This window comes from Burkholderia sp. Ax-1724 (genome assembly GCF_011752995.1).
GTDB lineage: Bacteria > Pseudomonadota > Gammaproteobacteria > Burkholderiales > Burkholderiaceae > Paraburkholderia.
Genome location: NZ_VWWL01000001.1, coordinates 385,290 through 402,637 on the forward strand (window position 1 = coordinate 385,290; position 17,348 = coordinate 402,637).

Below are 17,348 nucleotides of genomic sequence, written 5' to 3' on the forward strand. Positions count from 1 at the left end.
TTTCGTTACACCTGACATTCACGTCGAGCAGCGTTCACCTATGACCATCAAATCCGACAAGTGGATCCGGCGCATGGCCGAGTCGCACAAGATGATCGAGCCGTTTGCGCCCGATCAGGTTCGCGTCTCCGAAGACGGCCGGAAGATTGTCAGCTACGGCACCTCGAGCTACGGCTACGACATCCGCTGCGCCGACGAATTCAAGATCTTCACCAACATCAATTCGACGATCGTCGATCCGAAGAACTTCGACGAGAAATCGTTTGTCGATTTCAAGGGCGATGTCTGCATCATTCCGCCGAATTCGTTCGCGCTCGCGCGCACGGTCGAGTACTTCCGCATCCCGCGCAGCGTGCTGACCGTGTGTCTCGGCAAATCCACCTACGCGCGCTGCGGGATCATCGTCAACGTGACGCCGTTCGAGCCGGAATGGGAAGGGCATGTCACGCTCGAATTCTCGAATACGACACCTTTGCCTGCGAAAATCTACGCGAACGAAGGCGTCGCCCAGGTGCTGTTTTTCGAAAGCGACGAAATTTGTGAAACGTCGTACGCGGATCGCGGCGGCAAATATCAAGGTCAGCACGGCGTCACGTTGCCGAAAACGTGACCCCGGCAGCGTCTTGACCCATCAGCTATGCGGGTGACCGCTGCACTTGCCAGGTAAGTCAGCGGTCGTTCTTTTTGGAGAATCGCCCATGAAGTTCCGTTTTCCCGTCGTCATCATCGACGAAGATTTCCGCTCCGAGAACATCTCGGGTTCCGGCATCCGGGCGCTGGCCGAAGCCATCGAGAAAGAAGGCGCGGAAGTGCTCGGGTTGACGAGCTATGGCGACCTGACCTCGTTCGCGCAGCAGTCGAGCCGCGCCTCGTGCTTCATCCTCTCGATCGACGACGACGAACTGCTGCCGTACGTCGACAACGTGGTGGTCGAAGGCGAGACGCCGGAGCTGGCCGCCGCGATCGTCGCGCTGCGCGCGTTCGTGACCGAAGTGCGCCGCCGCAATGCCGACATTCCGATCTTCCTGTACGGCGAGACGCGCACTTCGCGCCATCTGCCCAACGACATCCTGCGCGAACTGCACGGCTTCATTCACATGTTCGAGGACACGCCGGAGTTCGTCGCGCGCCATATCATCCGCGAGACGAAGGTGTATCTCGACTCGCTCGCGCCGCCGTTCTTCAAGGAACTGGTGCAGTACGCGGAAGAGGGGTCGTACTCGTGGCACTGCCCCGGCCACTCGGGTGGCGTCGCGTTCCTGAAGAGCCCGCTCGGCCAGATGTTCCATCAGTTCTTCGGCGAGAACATGCTGCGCGCCGACGTCTGCAACGCGGTCGACGAACTCGGCCAGCTGCTCGACCATACCGGTCCGGTGGCGGCCTCGGAGCGCAACGCCGCGCGCATCTTCAGCGCCGACCACGTGTTCTTCGTGACCAACGGCACCTCGACCTCGAACAAGATCGTCTGGCACGGCACGGTCGCGCCCGGCGACATCGTGCTGGTCGACCGCAACTGCCACAAGTCGATCCTGCACGCGATCACGATGACGGGCGCGATTCCGGTGTTCCTCACGCCGACGCGCAATAACTTCGGCATCATCGGGCCGATTCCGCGCAGCGAGTTCGAGCCGGAGAACATCCGCAAGAAGATCGAGGCGAACCCGTTCGCGCGCGAAGCACTCGCGAAGAACCCGAACCTGAAGCCGCGCATCCTGACGATCACGCAAAGCACCTACGACGGCGTGATCTACAACGTCGAAATGATCAAGGAGATGCTGGGCGAATGGCTCGACACGCTGCACTTCGACGAGGCCTGGCTGCCGCACGCCGAATTCCACGAGTTCTACCAGGACATGCACGCGATCGGCGCGGGCCGTCCGCGCATCGGCGCGATGGTGTACGCGACGCACTCCACGCACAAGCTGCTCGCCGGCATCTCGCAGGCCTCGCAGATCGTCGTGCAGGACTCGAAGAACAGCCGCTTCGACAAGCATCGCTTCAATGAAGCGTATCTGATGCACACGTCGACGAGCCCGCAGTACGCGATCATCGCCTCGTGCGACGTGGCCGCCGCGATGATGGAAGCGCCGGGCGGCACTGCGCTCGTCGAGGAGTCGATTGCCGAAGCGCTCGACTTCCGCCGCGCGATGACCAAGGTCGACGCGGAATACGGCGACGACTGGTTCTTCAAGGTCTGGGGCCCGGAACAGTTCGCCGAGGAAGGCATCGGCTCGCGCGACGACTGGATGCTGCGCCCGAACGACGCATGGCACGGCTTCGGCCCGCTCGCCGAAGGCTTCAACATGCTCGACCCGATCAAGGCGACCATCGTCACGCCGGGTCTCGACATGGACGGCGGCTTCGGCGAAACCGGCATTCCGGCCGCGATCGTCACGAAGTACCTGGCCGAGCACGGCATCATCGTCGAGAAGACGGGGCTGTACTCGTTCTTCATCATGTTCACGATCGGCATCACGAAGGGCCGCTGGAACTCGATGGTCACCGAACTCCAGCAGTTCAAGGACGACTACGACAACAACCAGCCGCTGTGGCGCGTGCTGCCCGAGTTCGTCCAGCATCACCCGATGTACGAGCGCGTCGGCCTGCGCGATCTGTGCCAGCAGATCCACAGCGTCTATCGCGCGAACGACATCGCGCGCCTGACGACCGAGATGTACCTGTCGAGCATGGAGCCGGCGATGAAGCCGTCCGACGCGTTCGCGAAGCTCGCGCACCGCGAGATCGACCGGGTGCCGATCGACGAACTCGAAGGCCGCGTCACCTCGATCCTGTTGACGCCGTATCCGCCGGGCATTCCGCTGCTGATCCCGGGCGAGCGCTTCAACCGGACCATCGTCAACTATCTGCGTTTCGCGCGCGAGTTCAACGAGCGCTTCCCGGGCTTCCATACGGACATCCACGGGCTTGTCGGCGAAATGATCAACGGACGCATCGAATACTTCGTCGATTGCGTGCGCGTTTGACGATGCAGTGGGCGAAGTTCCTCGCGGGTAGCGATGGCTGGCGGCGCGTCTCGGGCGCGCTGGCCGTCGCGGGTTCGGTGGCGGCGGCGGTAGCCGGGCCGGTTGTGGTTGCGGTGCTCGGCGGCGCGTGGAGTCCGGTCGCGCATGCCGAAGTCGCCGCCGCCGATCCGATCGACGCGTCGATGCGCGCGTGTCTCGCGCGCGCCGACATGTCGACGACGGTCGGCCAGGTGCAGTGCATGGACAATGCGCGCATCGGCTGGAAGGCCGCGGTCGATAGCGCCTACCAGCAGTTGCTCGACAAGCTGCCGGCCGCGCGGCGCAGGCTATGGCAAAAGAGTCAGTCGAGCTGGCTCGCCTCGCGCGACGCCGAGAAGCAGTTGCTCGCCGCGGTATTCGCGACGACGCAGGGCTCGATGTACGTGCTCGCCGAAGCCGACATGCAGTTGCAGCCGGTGCGCGACCGCGCGCTCGTGCTGCGGGGCGCGCTCGCCAACGTGAGCGGGGCGCAGCCGCGCCGTCCGCGCGCGTGCAATGCCGATGCCCGCTGCGAACACGCGATGTTCGATCTGAACCGCTACTACCGTTTGCTCAATTCGCGGATGCCGGCATCATCGCGGCCCACGCTCGTGCGCGCGCAACGCGCGTGGAGCGCGTATCTCACGGCGTCGACGCCGCTCGTCGACGAGCGCGGGCGCATCGACATCATTGGCGCGCGCGTGGCGACGATCAAGCGCCTCTCCGAAACGGTCGGCAACGACTGAGCGCCGCACGCGGCACCCGCCTCAATCGAGCTGATAAGTTTCGGCGCGCGGCCGTGGCGGCGCGAGCGGCGGCTCGCCGCGCAGATCGCGCATCGCGTCCTCGATGACCGCCGACATCGTATTGAGCGCGAGGTCGTTGTCGTCAGTGCCGAACGGCTCTTCGAGCTGCGCGGCAATCGCTTCGTGCGCCATGAACGTATAGGCGACGAACACCGCGAACACCGGCGTGAAGATGCCGATACTGTCGACGAGCCCGAACGGCAGCGACGCGCAGAAGAAATACACGGTACGGTGAATCATCACCGAATAGGCGAACGGCAGCGGCGTGGACGCGATGCGCTCGCAGCCGCCGATCACATCCGACAGCCCGTTCAGATTGCGGTCGAACGCGAGCACCGCCAGCGGATCGAGCGCGCCCGCGCGGGCCTCGCGCTGCACCCATTCGCCGAGGCACAGCATCAGCGTGGCCGGTTTGTAGCGCGATGCGATCACGCGCTCGAACAGCGCGGCGGGCAGCCGCGCGGCAAGGTCTTCACGCGGATCGCTGCCGCGCAACTGATGGCGCAGCGCATGCGGCAGCGCGCTCAGCAGCGCGAGAAATTCGTCGACGTCCTGTTGCGGCAACTCGCGGTTGGGCAGCGTCAGCGCTTCGCGCGTCAGCGAGCGCGACTCGTTCAGCAACTGGCCCCACAGCTTGCGCGCTTCCCACCAGCGGTCATAGCTCGCGTTGTTGCGAAAGCCGAGAAACACCGCGAGCGCGATGCCGACCAGCGAAAACGGCGCGGTCGTGTTGAGGTTCAGGCTGACGGGCAGCAGATGATCGTGCGCGGCGAGCGCGACGATCGAAATGCAGAAGATCAGGGCGAGCCGCGGCAGCAACTGCGGCAACACCGAGCCGCGCCACGCGAGCAGCATGCGGAACCAATGGAGATGCGGGCGGATGATCATCGGACTGGGCGGACGGCGCCGGGCGGGAAAGCCCCTATTATCGAACGCTTTGTGCCGCGCCCGAAGCGCCGCACGCAGAAGAAAACCCGCACGGCGCACATCGGATTCGATGCGTGCCGCGCGGGTTCATCGAGCGCAAGCGCAGAACGCCTGGCAGATTCAGCGCCGGGCGGATTCAGTCGCGCGCCGACGGAGCCGCGCCGTGGCTGAGCCAGTCGAGCACGGCCGTTGCGTCGTCGTCGGCGCCTTCGCGCGCCTTCTCGACCGTCTCGGTCACGTCGTCGCTCGGCACCGCGCGGCGGATCGCCACGCCGACCGCCAGAATGTCGATCATCACGAGATGCAGGATGCGCGAGATCATCGACAGCTGCGACTCGCGAATCTCGATGTGATCGGTTTCCAGCGCGACGGTCGCGCGCTTGGCGAGCGGCGTATTGCTCGAGGTGATCGCGATCACCTTCGCGCCGGCCTGCATCGCCACGTCGAGCACGCGCAGCAGTTCGGGCGCGCGCCCCGACTTCGACACGGCCACGATCACGTCGCCCTTGCCGAGCAGCGCGGCCGAGGCCGCCTGCATGTACAGGTCGCCGTAAGCGATCGTCGGGATGCCGAAGCGGAAGAACTTGTAGTGCGCGTCCTGCGCGACGATGTTCGAATTGCCGAGCCCGTAGAACTCGATGCGCCGCGCGCCGTTCAGCAGGTCGATCGCACGCTCCACATGCTCGAAGTTCAGATGTTCGCGCAACTGCAGGATCGCCGAGACGGTGTTGTCGAGCACCTTCGCGCCGAAGTCGGTGGCGGTGTCGCCGAGATGCACCTGGCTGTGGCTGACCGGGATCGTGCCGGTCAGGCCGGTCGCGAGCTTGAGTTTGAAATCCGACAGGCCCTGGCAGCCGAGCGAGCGGCAGAAGCGGATCACGGTCGGCTGGCTTACGTCGGCCTTGCGCGCGATGTCGACAATCGGATCGTTGATGATCGAGCGCGGATGGTTCAGCGCGAGGTCGGCGACGCGGCGCTCGGCCGGCGTCAGCGCGTCGCGCATCTGGCGAATCCGCTCGAACACGGCCGACGAACTGCCGCCCGCGCGGTTCGACAGCTGCTCGGCGAGAATCGCCGAGACGCCGAGAAACGCCGGATATTCGGCGGTAATCACATAGGTCGGCACGTTCTGCAAGTACGCCTCGAAGCGGCCCTTCGCCTCGAAGCGCTTGCGGAACGACGAGCGCGCGAAGAATTCGCCGAGGCGCGGCACGACGCCGCCGCCGATGTAGATGCCGCCCAGCGCGCCGAGCGTCACCGCGATATTGCCGGCGAAGGTGCCGAGAATGCCGCAGAACACGTCGACCGATTCGGCCGCGAGCGGCTCGCCTTCGAGCGCGCGCTTGACGATCTCGATCGTGTCGACGTTGGCCGCGACGCGCTTCTTGTCGCGGCCCGCCAGCGCACGGTAGATCACCTCGATGCCGGGACCCGCGGCCACGCGTTCGAACGACACGTGCGACCACTTCTTGCGCGCGTAGTGCAGCACGATATCTTCACGCTCGTCGGCGGGTGCGAAGGTGGCGTGGCCGCCTTCGCTGCCGAGTGCGATCCAGCGGTCGTCGGCGGGAATCAGGCCCGACACGCCCATGCCGGTGCCGGGGCCGAGCAGGCCGATCACGCTGTTCGGCCGGCGCTGGCCGCCGCCCACCTGCACGCGCTGCGCGTCGGTGAGGCCCGGCAGCGCCATCGCGAGCGCGGTGAAGTCGTTGACGACGAGCAGCGTGTCGAAGCCGAGCGCGCGGCGCGTCGCTTCGATCGAAAAGGTCCAGTCGTGATTGGTCATGCTGACCTGGTCGCCGTCGACCGGGTTCGCAATGGCGATCGCCGCGTGATTGACGCGGCCGATCTTGGTGTCCTTCAGATACTTCTTGATGACCTCGGCGATGCCCGCATACTCCGCGCACGGATAGACCTGCACCGAGCCGATTTCGCCGGGGCCCGTCTCGAGCGCGAAACGCGCGTTGGTGCCGCCGATGTCGGCCAGCAGCCTCGGTCCGTCGGCGTGCTGGCCTGCGCCCGGCACAGCTTTAGTTTGCACACCAGTAGACATCGAGTCTCACTCCCTTGTCGTTTGCCAGTTGCGAGATGGCATTTTTTTGTAGCGCGGCGGTGGCGGTATTGAGCACGTCCATCTTGCGCGGTCCTGCGATCAGCAAAAACAGCTGCTTCACTTCCTTGAGCGCCGACATCGACCAGCTCACGCGCGCATGCGGCGCCGCGCCCGGATGCACGGCCACGAAGCGCTCGGCGGTGGTGATCGCGTGATCCCATTCGGGCGCGTCGGCGAAGATCGACGCGGTGTGGCCGTCCTCGCCCATGCCGAGCACCGCGACGTCGGGCACCGCAGCAAAGCGCGGGTCCGCGTTCAGCGCCGCGACGTGCGCGTGCAGATCCTGGGTGGTGTCGACGAGCGGCCAGAACGTCGCGTCTTTGGCGGCGTTCTGCAGCAGCGTGGCATGCGCGAATTGCGCGTTGCTCGCGCTGTCGGTTTCCGGCACCCAGCGGTCGTCGACCAGCGTGACCGCGATGCGCGCCCAGTCGAACGCTTGCGTGGACAGCGTTTGCAGGAACGGCCGCGGACTGCTGCCGCCCGACACGGCCAGCATGGCGGGACGCGCGGGGCGCACGAGCGGGGCCGGCGTGCCGGTGGCGGCCGCCTGTGCGGCAAGCGACGCATGCAACGCATCGCCGACCGCTTGCGCCAGCGCCTCGGATTGGGCGCGCTGGTCGTCGAAAGCGTGAAGCTCGATCACTTCTCCTCCGTGCAGCTTTTTGTTGGGTCTGCGGCAACGCGCCGTCTGCCCTCGTGCGATACCTGCAAGGCGAGGTGGCCTGCAGCGTGTTCGCGCGAGTCCGGTGCGTTGCCGTTCAGTTCGTCAGTGGGTTTTTTGCCTGCGCCGCGCGGTGTTGCCCTCGAACCGGTGCGGCGCCTTCCCTCAATCTCAATGCAGTACCACTTAATTCTCTTCCTCGAGCCAGCAGGTGCCGTGCTGCGCGAGCATCGCGCTCGCCGCGGCCGGTCCCCACGTGCCCGCCGCGTACGGCTTGGGCGGCCGCGTCGAGGCTTTCCATTCGTTCAGGATCGGCTCGACCCAGCGCCATGCGGCTTCCTGTTCGTCGCGCCGCACGAACAGCGCGAGGCGCCCGTGGATCACGTCGAGCAGCAGCCGTTGATACGCCTCCATCTGGCCTTCGCGGAAGAACTGGTCGAACGCGAGGTCGAGGTGCACGCTCGCGAGGTTCATGCCTTCGCCGGGCTGCTTCGCAAGACAATACAGACGGATCGTCTCGTTCGGCTGCAAACGGATCACGAGCCGGTTCGCGCCGGCGCGCAGCGCCGAGGCGCCGAGCGCCGAATGCGGCACCGGACGGAAATTCACGACGATTTCGGCGACGCGATCGGCAAGCCGCTTGCCCGTGCGCAGAAAAAACGGCACCCCGGCCCAGCGCCAGTTCTCGATCTCGACCTTCAGCGCGACGAAGGTTTCGGTCGAGCTATCGGGCTTCACGCCGTGCTCGGTCGCGTAGGCCGGCACCGCGCTGCCGCGGATCACGCCCGAATGATACTGGCCGCGCACCGCGACCTTGGCGATTTCCTGCGAATCGATCGGTTTCAGCGCGCGCAGCACGCGCAGCTTTTCGTCGCGCACCGAGTCGGAATCCATCGAATGGGGCGGCTCCATCGCGACGATCGAGAGCAATTGCAGCAGATGGTTCTGCACCATGTCGCGCAGCGCGCCGGTGTTATCGTAGAAGTCGCCGCGCGCTTCGACGCCGAGCTCCTCGGCGATCGTGATCTGGATGCTCTCGACCCATTCGCGGCGCCACAGCGGCTCGAACAGCGCATTGCCGAAGCGCAGCGCGAGCAGATTCTGTACCGGCTCCTTGCCGAGGTAGTGGTCGATCCGGTAGATCTGCTCTTCCGCGAAGATTTCACCGACTGCATCATTAATTGCATTCGACGACCTGAGATCGTAGCCGAGCGGCTTTTCGAGCACGATGCGCGCGTTGGCATTGAGCCCGACCGCGGCGAGCGCGTGGCAGATCGGCACGAACAGCGACGGACCGGTCGCCAGATAGAACACGCGGATGCCGGGCAGGTCCTGAAGCGCGTCGCGCAGATGCACGAAGTCTTCCGGCTTGCCGAGATCGATCTTTACGAACTCGATGCGCGCGAGGAAGCCGGCCCATGCCGCCGCGTCGACACCGTTCTTCGACACATGCGGCTTGACATGCTCCTCGACCCATTGCAGGTACTCGCCGCGATCCGCCACATGCCGCGCCACCGCGACGATCTTGCCGCTTTCGGCCAGCATGCCGCCGGCCCGATGCGCCTCGAACAACGCGGGCAGAATCTTGCGCATCGACAGATCGCCGGTTCCGCCGAAGAGAACGAAAGTGAAGCTTGAGTCGGTTTGCATGAGTCTCCGTCGATGTCCTGAAGGGCCGCCGCGCTGAGCGCGTATCTGCACCGGAAAGGCGACCGTAGTCCGATAAAATATTTTTTGACACTGAATTGTAGTTTAACTACAATCCAAATCAAGAGGTAGCGTAAATTCGATGAAAAAAGCGTGAGCTGTTCAGGCGGTACGCGCGCTTCTGCGAATCGATGGGCGTCCCCGGCATGTTAGCGGACAACGCCCGTCGATACGTGTCAGCCGCCGCTGGCGATAGCTGGCCGAGGTCGGGTTTGCGTCGAATTTGCGTATGAAGCACCTCGAGTCTGCCGCGCGACGCGGGCAGGCAAAAATCAAAAGAGGAGACAGTCTTTGCATTCCGAACCACTCACCTCTTGAGCGTCCGGCGGCCGGCCATCGGTCCGCCGGCACATGCTTCGCGCATGCGCCCGACCGTGCTCGATCGCCCAGTGTTTTGCCTGTTTGAACCAACCACAGCACCCTGGCGATATCAGGGGTCATTCGTTTTTTTGTTCAGGTGTCTGGAGGAGATAAGCAATGAAATTTCGCGCGATCATGGGCGCTCTGTGCGCTGCGGGTCTGATGTGTGGCGTGTCGGCCGTGCAGGCTGCCGAGTCGGTCGAAGTGCTGCACTGGTGGACGTCGGGCGGCGAATCGAAGGCCGTCGGCGTCCTCAAGGACGACATGACGAAGCAGGGTTACACGTGGAAGGACTTCGCGGTCGCGGGCGGCGCCGGCGCGGCTGCCATGACGGCACTGAAGACGCAGGTGATCTCGGGCAACGCGCCGAGCGCCGCGCAGATCAAGGGCCCGCTGATCCAGGACTGGGCTTCGCAGGGCGTGCTGGTGCCGATCGACTCCGTCGCGGGCGACTGGAAGAAGAACCTGCCGCCGGAAATCGACAAGATCATGCATGCGGACGGCCATTACGTCGCCGCGCCGTTTTCGGTGCACCGCGTGAACTGGCTGTACATCAACAAGGCAGCGCTGGATAAAGCCGGCGGCAAGGTGCCGACCTCGTGGCCCGAGTTCTTCGCGGTCGCTGACAAGATGAAAGCCGCGGGCATCCAGCCGATCGCGATGGGCGGCCAGCCGTGGCAGGACCTGACGCTGTGGGAAGACGTCGTGCTGTCGCAAGGCGCGGACTTCTACAGGAAGGCGCTGGTGGACCTCGACGAGAAGACGCTGACCTCGGACAAGATGGTTCAGGTGTTCGACACGGTCCGCAAGATCCAGGGCTACTTCGACGCGGGCCGCACGGGCCGTGACTGGAACCTCGCCACCGCCATGGTCATCAACGGCAAGGCCGGCATGCAGTTCATGGGCGACTGGGCGAAGGGCGAATTCTCGAACGCCGGCAAGAAGTCGGGCACCGACTTCATCTGCGCGGCCGTGCCGGGCACGGAGAAGGCCTATACGTTCAACGTCGACTCGTTCGTGTTCTTCCAGCAGAAGGACCAGAAGGCGGCAACGCCGGGTCAGCTCGCGCTTGCGAAGACGATCATGTCGCCGGACTTCCAGGAGCAGTTCAGCCTGTACAAGGGCTCGATCCCGGTGCGTCTCGGCGTGTCGATGGCCAAGTTCGACGACTGCGCGAAGAAGTCGTACGCGGATGAGCAGGTCGCGATCAAGGCCGGCGGCTACGTGCCGTCGCTCGCTCACGGCATGGCGCAGCCCGATGCGGCAGCCGGCGCGATCTCCGACGTCGTCACGAAGTTCATGAACTCGCAGGAAGATTCGAAGAGCGCGGTGCAGGCGCTCGCGAAGGCAGCGAAAACCAGGTAAGCGAAGTCAGTCGGTGAAGTAAGCGAGGCATTGCGCCCGGCGCTCTTTCAGGCGCCGGGCGCGGGCTTCATCGTGGTTTCATGGAGTCACATCCAGGCCGTCGCGGTTTCGCGCGCAACGCGCGAGCCAGCCTGACGGTCCAGTTTCAGCAGGAGTCGAGTAGTGACTGCTTCTATCAGCGGAAACGGGAAAACGGCCGCCGCCACCCGCCGCGCGTCGCCCACGGCGGCCTTGGCCGATCGCTGGATTCCGAAGCTGGTGCTCGCACCCAGCGTCGTTATCAGCCTGGTCTTCGTCTATGGCTTCATCGCAATCACCGGCTATCTGTCGCTGTCCGATTCGCGGCTGATGCCCCGTTTCGACTTCGCGGGCCTCGACCGTTACCGCGAACTGTTCGACAACGACGTGTTCTGGACCTCGGCTGCCAATCTCGGCTGGTTCGGCATTCCGTTCATCGCCATCTGCATCGGCCTCGGGCTTTTTCTCGCGATCCTGCTCGATCAGCAGATTCGCAACGAGGGCGCGCTGCGCGCCGTGTTCCTGTACCCGATGGCGCTCTCGTTCATCGTGACCGGCACGGCCTGGCAGTGGATTCTCACGCCGAGCATCGGCATCGAGAAGGTGTTTCACGACTGGGGCTGGACGAGCTTCTCGTTCAACTGGCTCGGCGACCCCGACAAGGCAATTTTCTGTATCGTGATCGCGGCGGTGTGGCAGTCGACCGGCTTCGTGATGGCGCTGTTCCTCGCGGGCCTGCGCGGCGTGGACGGCGAAATCTTCAAGGCCGCGCAGATGGATGGCGCGAGCCTGCCGACCATCTACCGCAAGATCGTGATTCCGAGCATGCGCCCGGTGTTCTTCTCGGTGCTGCTGATTCTCTGCCACATCACGATCAAGACCTTCGACCTCGTCGTCGCGCTGACCGCGGGCGGTCCGGGTACCTCGTCGTCGCTGCCGGCCATCTTCATGTACACGTTTTCGTTCAATCGCGGGCAACTCGGCGTCGGCGCGGCATCGTCGATGATGATGCTCGCCACCGTCGTGGCCGTGCTCGTGCCGCTGATGTATATGGAATCGAGGAGCACGCGCAATGCAGCCTAAGATGACGCTCAGCCGTGCCGTCATTTACGCGGCCCTGATCCTGTTCGCCCTGTACTTCCTGTTCCCGCTCTACGTGATGCTGTCGACGTCGTTCAAGGACATCGACCAGCTGCGCACCGGCAACCTGCTCACGCCGCCGTCGCACTGGACCTTCGCGCCGTGGCTCAAGGCGTGGAGCGGCGCCTGTACCGGCGTGCGCTGCGACGGCATGCAGCCGTTCTTCATGAACTCGGTGCGCATGGTGATTCCGGCCGTGCTGATCTCGTCGATTATCGGCGCGTTCAACGGCTATGTGCTTACGCACTGGCGCTTTCGCGGCGCCGATCCGATCTTCACGATGCTGCTGGTCGGCTGCTTCATTCCGTTCCAGGCGATCCTGCTGCCGATGGCGCGTCTCGAAGGCTTTCTCGGCCTGTCGAACACGACGAGCGGCCTCGTGCTCGTGCACGTGATCTACGGCATCGCGTTCACCACGATGTTCTTCCGCAACTTCTACGTGAGCGTGCCGGCCGAACTCGTGAAGGCGGCACGCATCGACGGCGCGGGTTTCTTCACGATCTTCACGAAGATCCTGCTGCCGGTGTCGCTGCCGATTTTCATGGTGTGCCTGATCTGGCAATTCACGCAGATCTGGAACGACTTCCTGTTCGGGATCGTGTTCTCCGGCGTCGATTCGATGCCGATCACGGTGGCGCTGAACAACCTCGTGAACACCTCGACCGGCGTGAAGGAATACAACGTGGACATGGCCGGCGCGATCATCGCGGCATTGCCGACGCTGCTGGTCTACATCATCGCCGGACGCTATTTCGTGCGCGGCCTGACGGCCGGCGCGGTGAAGGGCTGAACGAGGACCGGGCGAGGAGCCACTCCCTTGAGGCGCGGCGGCGCATCGCGAAGAGAGCGCCGCCGTCACACAGACGTTTTCAGGCAGTACCAGAGAATAGAGGATTCACAGCATGGCAAGCCTTTCCATCCGTGACGTGTACAAGACTTACCCGAACGGGGTGCCGGTTCTGAAGGGTGTCAACATCGACATCGAAGACGGCCAGTTCCTGATCCTGGTCGGCGGCTCGGGCTGCGGCAAGTCGACGCTGCTCAACATGATCGCCGGCCTCGAAACCGTGACCAAGGGCGAGATCCAGATCGACGGCAAGACGGTCAACAATCTGTCGCCGAAAGACCGCGACATCGCGATGGTGTTCCAGTCGTACGCGCTCTATCCGTCGATGACGGTGCGCGAGAACATCTCGTTCGGCCTGAACATCCGCAAGGTGCCGAAGCAGGAGCAGACGCAGATCGTCGAGCGCGTGTCGAACACGCTGCAGATCAAGCATCTGCTCGATCGCAAGCCGGGCCAGCTGTCGGGCGGCCAGCGCCAGCGCGTCGCGATGGGCCGCGCCCTCGCGCGCGATCCCGTCATGTTCCTGTTCGACGAGCCGCTCTCGAACCTCGACGCGAAGCTGCGCATCGAGATGCGTTCGGAAATCAAGCTGCTGCATCAGCGCCTCGGCACGACGATCGTCTACGTGACGCACGACCAGATCGAAGCGATGACGCTCGGCGACCGCATCGCGGTGATGAAGGACGGCATCGTGCAGCAGTTCGGCGCGCCGCAGGACATCTACGACTCGCCGTCGAACCTGTTCGTGGCGGGCTTCATCGGCGCGCCGCCGATGAACTTCATCGAAGGCAAGCTGGTCGAGCAGGGCGCGGGCGTCGGCATCGAACTCGATACGGGCGTGGCGCGCAAGGTGCTGGTGTTGCCGTTCGATTCGTCGAAGGTGCGCTCGCACGTCGGCAATAACGTGATTCTCGGTCTGCGCCCGGAGCGCATCACCGATGCGCGCGGCGCGCATGGCGACGACGGCAAGCTTCAGCCGGTCGAAGTGAAGGTCGACGTGATCGAGCCGACCGGTCCGGACACGCTCGTGTTCGCGCAGGTCAACGGCAAGCGCGTGGTGAGCCGCGTGCACCCGGCGTCGAACCCGCAGCCGCAGACGAATACGACGCTGCTGTTCGATACGTCGAAGGCGGTGTTGTTCGATCCGAGCAATGAAGAGCGGATTGCCTGATTGGGCGGTTTGCCGCGATTTGCAGTGCTGTAGCGCGGCGGTTTGCTCATCGTAGTTCGCGCGGCAGGCCGTGCAATGCGTTGAGTGCGCTGCTGCTGCATTGAAAAAGCCCCCTGCGTCGTATGGACGCAGGGGGCTTTGTGTTTGGCGCAGGCTGCATGAGGCCGACGCCCCCGACGCGTTAGGCCCCATCCGGCAAACGCAAATCCGGATTATTGCGCGCCAGCTCGCTGACCCAATCGATGAACGCGCGCAGCCGCGAACTCAGGTTGCGGCGATGCGCGTACAGGATCGACAGCGGCGTGCCGGGGCTCGTGTAGTTGCCGAGAATCTCGGTGAGCGCGCCTTGCTCGATCAACTCGGCGACCATGAAGCGCGACGGCTGGATGATGCCGTGGCCGAGCACGCCGGCGGTGATGTACACCGAGCCGTCGTTGACGGCGAGCGTGCCTGTCATCGCAATCCGCTCGATCTCGCCCTCCACCTCGTATTCGAACGGGAACGTCTTGCCGCTGCGCGCGGACACGTAGTTGACCGCGCGATGCCGGTCGAGCTCCGCGAGCGTGGCCGGCGTGCCGTGCTTTTCCAGGTACGCGGGCGAGGCGCACGTAACGATGCGCGCGAGCCCGATGCGCCGCGCGACGAGGCTCGACTCTTCCGGCGTGCCCATGCGGATCACGCAATCGACGCCGTCCTGAATCAGGTCGATGTTGCGGTCCGCGAGACCGAGCCGCACGTCGATCGCGGGGTACTGGCGGTAGAAGTCGTCGAGCGCGGGCAGGAGCAGCGAGCGCGCGAGCGTGCCCGACGTATCGACGCGGATCGTGCCGGCCGGGTTTTCGCGCTTGTTCGACAGCGACGATTCGGCATCGGTGACGTCGGCGAGAATGCGCACGCAGCGCTCGTAGAACTCGGCGCCGTCTTCGGTCACGCTGACCTGGCGCGTCGAGCGGTTCAGCAGGCGCACGCCGACGTGTTCCTCGAGCGCCTGGATCGTGCGGCTCACCTTGGCGCGCGGCAGGTCGAGCGATTCGGATACCTTGGTAAAGCTGTTTGCTTCGACCACACGCGTGAAGATCTCCATCGCTTCGAAACGGTCCATGGTGTGCCTTGTGGGTGGTGAGCCGGGGAAAGGTCGAGACGCGCTTGCGAAATGAAGTCTACAGCGAGGAAAGGGGGTTGTCTGCGCGTGGGGGCGAGCGGTGAGGGCGCGCGCAGCCCGGTCGCGGTGGGGGCGACTGGTGCGGCGGTTGTGCGGGTTGCGGCCGTTGTGTCCACCGCGTTTGCCGGGGGCGCGGGGCTTGCCGAAGGCCGCTGAAGTTGCCGTGTTTGCTGGGGTTGCCGAGGTCGCCGCGGCCAATGCTTTGCCTCGCTCAATCGCGGTCCGGCGCGCCGAGCGGAAAGAAATGACGATACGGCCGTGCTTCGTCGACCGCGCGCGCGAACGATGGCCGCGCCAGCAGCCGCTGCCGGTACGCGCGTACGTGCGCGAAGGCCGGGTCGATCGGATGCGTCCAGTCGGCGTAGAACAGGAACGGGCCCGCGCCGCAGTCGGCGAGGCTGAAGCGGTCGCCGGCGGCCCATTCGCGGCCGGCCATGTGTTTGTCGAGCCACGCGTACGCGGTATCGAGCATCGCGCGCGCCTCGGCGACGCCGCGCGGATCGCGCTCGGCCTCGGCGCGCAGGCTGTCGTAGACGATCCGCTGCTGCGGCGTCGAAATGTAGTTGTCGAAGAAGCGGTCCATGCCGCGCACGTCGAGCGCGGCGCGCGCGTCGGCGGGCAGCAGTGCGACCGGGCCCGGATGATAGAGGCCGAGATATTCGATGATGATGCTCGCCTCAGCCACGGTCCGGCCGCCGTCGACGAGCACCGGAAAGCGCTTGATCGGCCAGAGCGCGGCGAATTCGGCCATGATCTGCGGGTCGTCGTGCGCGAGCAGGCGCATCTCGAACGGCGTGCCGTTTTCGTAGAGCGCGGTCAGGACCTTCTGGCAGTAAGACGAGAACGGGTGGGCATAGAGCTGTAGAGGCATCGCGATCACCTTTTGACGGTTGCACGGCACGGTGCGGTGGCAATGGCGGCCACCGCGCGACGGCCACGATGGCCGTTTACCCGACGACGAACGGCGGCAGCGAAAATCGACAGCTTGCGATGAGAGTGTGGAAGTGCGGCCGCGTGACCACAAGCTCACGCGAGACCTTGCGGGTTATAAGCGGGGATGCGTGGGCGGGGCCGCCCAGCGGCTCGGGCTCAGGTCCGGAGCCAGAGCCAGAGCCAGAGCCAGAGCCAGAGCCAGAGCCAGAGCCAGAGCCAGAGCGGCCCAGGTCTTAGCCCAGGCCGAGGCTTAGCCTCGCAGCCTCGCCCCCGGAGAGGCCCGTCAACCCTTCGCCTGCACCCCATGCGCCGGCAACGCGCCCGGTTGCAGCAGCACGACCACCGCGCCGGCACCGCCGTCGTGCGGCCGCGCCTGACAGAACGCGATGACCTCGGACTTCTGCACGAGCCATGCGCGCACCTTGCCCTTCAGCACCGGCTCCTTGCCGATCGACCCCAGGCCCTTGCCGTGGATCACGCGCAAACACCGCAAGCCGCGCCTCACCGATTCGCGGATGAACTCCGCCAGCGCCTCGCGCGCTTCCTCGCGCCGCATGCCGTGCAGGTCGATTTGCGCCTGCACGATCCAGTCGCCGCGCCGCAGTTTGCGCACGACGTCGCGGCTCACGCCGGGGCGGCAATACGAGAGCGTCTCGTCGGTTTCGAGCAGCACCTCGGGATCGAATTCATCGGAGATCGCTTCGTGCAGCACAGCCTCTTCGTCGAGCAGCGTTTGCACCGGCAGCGGCGGCGGGGGATTGCGTGTCAAGGTCGCGCGCGGCGCCGCCACGAGCGGCGCGACTTCGCCGATCTCGTGGCGGAACAGGTTGGCGTCCGCCGCGGCTTCGCGCTGCGCCGCCCGGGCCGCCGCCTGTTCGCGCTCGCGCTGCTCGGCATCGCCCTTCAACGCCTCGCGTAGCGCGCCGAGACCGGCGAGCCCCGTCGTGCGATCGGGTTTCGGCACGGCTGCGGGTGCCGCTGGGGCCGGCGCGGGCCGTGCGGCGGCTTGCGGGCGTTTCGGTTCGTTGGGGTGGGGCAGATTCTTCGGCATATCGGCAATACACGGAAAGAGTAGGTCGGTCGCGCGGGGCTTGGGCGGCGGATGCGTTGGCTTGCAAGGTCGGCTCAAGCGAAGC

Annotated in this window: 14 protein-coding genes; 7 read left to right on the forward strand and 7 right to left on the reverse strand. The window is 65.2% G+C overall.

Going from position 1 to position 17,348, the window contains the following annotated elements:
• Window positions 1-40: 40 nt before the first annotated feature.
• From dcd to F3J19_RS01640, 3 genes are all read left to right on the forward strand, one after another.
• On the forward strand, window positions 41-610 hold the full coding sequence (dcd, locus tag F3J19_RS01630) for a dCTP deaminase (protein WP_008924193.1): 570 nt from the start codon (window positions 41-43) through the stop codon (window positions 608-610).
• A gap of 88 nt (window positions 611-698) precedes the next feature.
• Window positions 699-2,984: an arginine/lysine/ornithine decarboxylase gene (locus tag F3J19_RS01635; RefSeq protein ID WP_167036621.1), complete on the forward strand. Its 2,286-nt coding sequence runs from the start codon at window positions 699-701 to the stop codon at window positions 2,982-2,984.
• Between the two features lie 2 nt (window positions 2,985-2,986).
• Window positions 2,987-3,748: a lysozyme inhibitor LprI family protein gene (locus tag F3J19_RS01640; RefSeq protein ID WP_167036624.1), complete on the forward strand. Its 762-nt coding sequence runs from the start codon at window positions 2,987-2,989 to the stop codon at window positions 3,746-3,748.
• A gap of 21 nt (window positions 3,749-3,769) precedes the next feature.
• Here F3J19_RS01640 and F3J19_RS01645 read toward each other — a convergent pair whose 3' ends face one another.
• The 4 genes from F3J19_RS01645 to zwf form a co-directional block, all read right to left on the reverse strand.
• A complete protein-coding gene (locus F3J19_RS01645; RefSeq protein WP_167036627.1) occupies window positions 3,770-4,696 on the reverse strand; it encodes a bestrophin family ion channel in 927 nt (308 codons plus the stop codon).
• A gap of 175 nt (window positions 4,697-4,871) precedes the next feature.
• A complete protein-coding gene (locus F3J19_RS01650) occupies window positions 4,872-6,788 on the reverse strand; it encodes a bifunctional transcriptional regulator/glucokinase (protein WP_167036630.1) in 1,917 nt (638 codons plus the stop codon).
• Window positions 6,766-7,491: a 6-phosphogluconolactonase gene (pgl, locus tag F3J19_RS01655; protein ID WP_167036633.1), complete on the reverse strand. Its 726-nt coding sequence runs from the start codon at window positions 7,489-7,491 to the stop codon at window positions 6,766-6,768. Before pgl ends, F3J19_RS01650 begins: the two co-directional genes overlap by 23 nt.
• Window positions 7,492-7,695: 204 nt before the next feature.
• Window positions 7,696-9,159, reverse strand: coding sequence for a glucose-6-phosphate dehydrogenase (zwf, locus tag F3J19_RS01660; RefSeq protein WP_167036636.1), 1,464 nt, complete (start codon window positions 9,157-9,159; stop codon window positions 7,696-7,698).
• Between the two features lie 534 nt (window positions 9,160-9,693).
• Between zwf and F3J19_RS01665 the strand changes: the two genes are divergently transcribed.
• The 4 genes from F3J19_RS01665 to ugpC all read left to right on the forward strand — a co-directional run bounded on the left by F3J19_RS01665 (window position 9,694) and on the right by ugpC (window position 14,117).
• Window positions 9,694-10,941: an ABC transporter substrate-binding protein gene (locus F3J19_RS01665; protein ID WP_167036639.1), complete on the forward strand. Its 1,248-nt coding sequence runs from the start codon at window positions 9,694-9,696 to the stop codon at window positions 10,939-10,941.
• Window positions 10,942-11,103: 162 nt separating this feature from the next.
• The gene (locus F3J19_RS01670) at window positions 11,104-12,042 is read left to right on the forward strand and encodes a sugar ABC transporter permease (RefSeq protein WP_167036642.1); all 939 of its coding nucleotides are present in this window, start codon (window positions 11,104-11,106) and stop codon (window positions 12,040-12,042) included.
• Window positions 12,032-12,889, forward strand: a complete 858-nt coding sequence (locus F3J19_RS01675; RefSeq protein ID WP_167036645.1) for a carbohydrate ABC transporter permease — start codon at window positions 12,032-12,034, stop codon at window positions 12,887-12,889. Before F3J19_RS01670 ends, F3J19_RS01675 begins: the two co-directional genes overlap by 11 nt.
• 112 nt (window positions 12,890-13,001) lie before the next feature.
• Window positions 13,002-14,117: a sn-glycerol-3-phosphate ABC transporter ATP-binding protein UgpC gene (gene ugpC, locus F3J19_RS01680; protein ID WP_167036648.1), complete on the forward strand. Its 1,116-nt coding sequence runs from the start codon at window positions 13,002-13,004 to the stop codon at window positions 14,115-14,117.
• 181 nt (window positions 14,118-14,298) lie between these two features.
• On the opposite strand, the gene F3J19_RS01685 is transcribed toward ugpC, so the two are convergent.
• From F3J19_RS01685 to F3J19_RS01695, 3 genes are all read right to left on the reverse strand, one after another.
• Window positions 14,299-15,219: a LysR family transcriptional regulator gene (locus F3J19_RS01685; protein ID WP_167036651.1), complete on the reverse strand. Its 921-nt coding sequence runs from the start codon at window positions 15,217-15,219 to the stop codon at window positions 14,299-14,301.
• A gap of 271 nt (window positions 15,220-15,490) precedes the next feature.
• Window positions 15,491-16,150 (reverse strand): glutathione S-transferase family protein, encoded by a 660-nt coding sequence (locus F3J19_RS01690; RefSeq protein WP_167036654.1) that lies wholly within the window; start codon window positions 16,148-16,150, stop codon window positions 15,491-15,493.
• Between the two features lie 345 nt (window positions 16,151-16,495).
• On the reverse strand, window positions 16,496-17,263 hold the full coding sequence (locus F3J19_RS01695; protein ID WP_167036657.1) for a Smr/MutS family protein: 768 nt from the start codon (window positions 17,261-17,263) through the stop codon (window positions 16,496-16,498).
• Between the last annotated feature and the right edge of the window lie 85 nt (window positions 17,264-17,348).

Excerpts from the sequence above, each read along its gene's own strand:
- F3J19_RS01640 (WP_167036624.1), top strand. The coding sequence starts at position 2,987 with ATGCAGTGGGCGAAGTTCCTCGCGGGTAGCGATGGCTGGCGGCGCGTC.
- F3J19_RS01650 (WP_167036630.1), bottom strand. The coding sequence starts at position 6,788 with ATGTCTACTGGTGTGCAAACTAAAGCTGTGCCGGGCGCAGGCCAGCAC.
- F3J19_RS01690 (WP_167036654.1), bottom strand. The coding sequence starts at position 16,150 with ATGCCTCTACAGCTCTATGCCCACCCGTTCTCGTCTTACTGCCAGAAG.
- F3J19_RS01635 (WP_167036621.1), top strand. The coding sequence starts at position 699 with ATGAAGTTCCGTTTTCCCGTCGTCATCATCGACGAAGATTTCCGCTCC.
- F3J19_RS01695 (WP_167036657.1), bottom strand. The coding sequence starts at position 17,263 with ATGCCGAAGAATCTGCCCCACCCCAACGAACCGAAACGCCCGCAAGCC.
- dcd (WP_008924193.1), top strand. The coding sequence starts at position 41 with ATGACCATCAAATCCGACAAGTGGATCCGGCGCATGGCCGAGTCGCAC.
- F3J19_RS01645 (WP_167036627.1), bottom strand. The coding sequence starts at position 4,696 with ATGATCATCCGCCCGCATCTCCATTGGTTCCGCATGCTGCTCGCGTGG.
- F3J19_RS01685 (WP_167036651.1), bottom strand. The coding sequence starts at position 15,219 with ATGGACCGTTTCGAAGCGATGGAGATCTTCACGCGTGTGGTCGAAGCA.
- F3J19_RS01675 (WP_167036645.1), top strand. The coding sequence starts at position 12,032 with ATGCAGCCTAAGATGACGCTCAGCCGTGCCGTCATTTACGCGGCCCTG.
- zwf (WP_167036636.1), bottom strand. The coding sequence starts at position 9,159 with ATGCAAACCGACTCAAGCTTCACTTTCGTTCTCTTCGGCGGAACCGGC.
- F3J19_RS01665 (WP_167036639.1), top strand. The coding sequence starts at position 9,694 with ATGAAATTTCGCGCGATCATGGGCGCTCTGTGCGCTGCGGGTCTGATG.
- ugpC (WP_167036648.1), top strand. The coding sequence starts at position 13,002 with ATGGCAAGCCTTTCCATCCGTGACGTGTACAAGACTTACCCGAACGGG.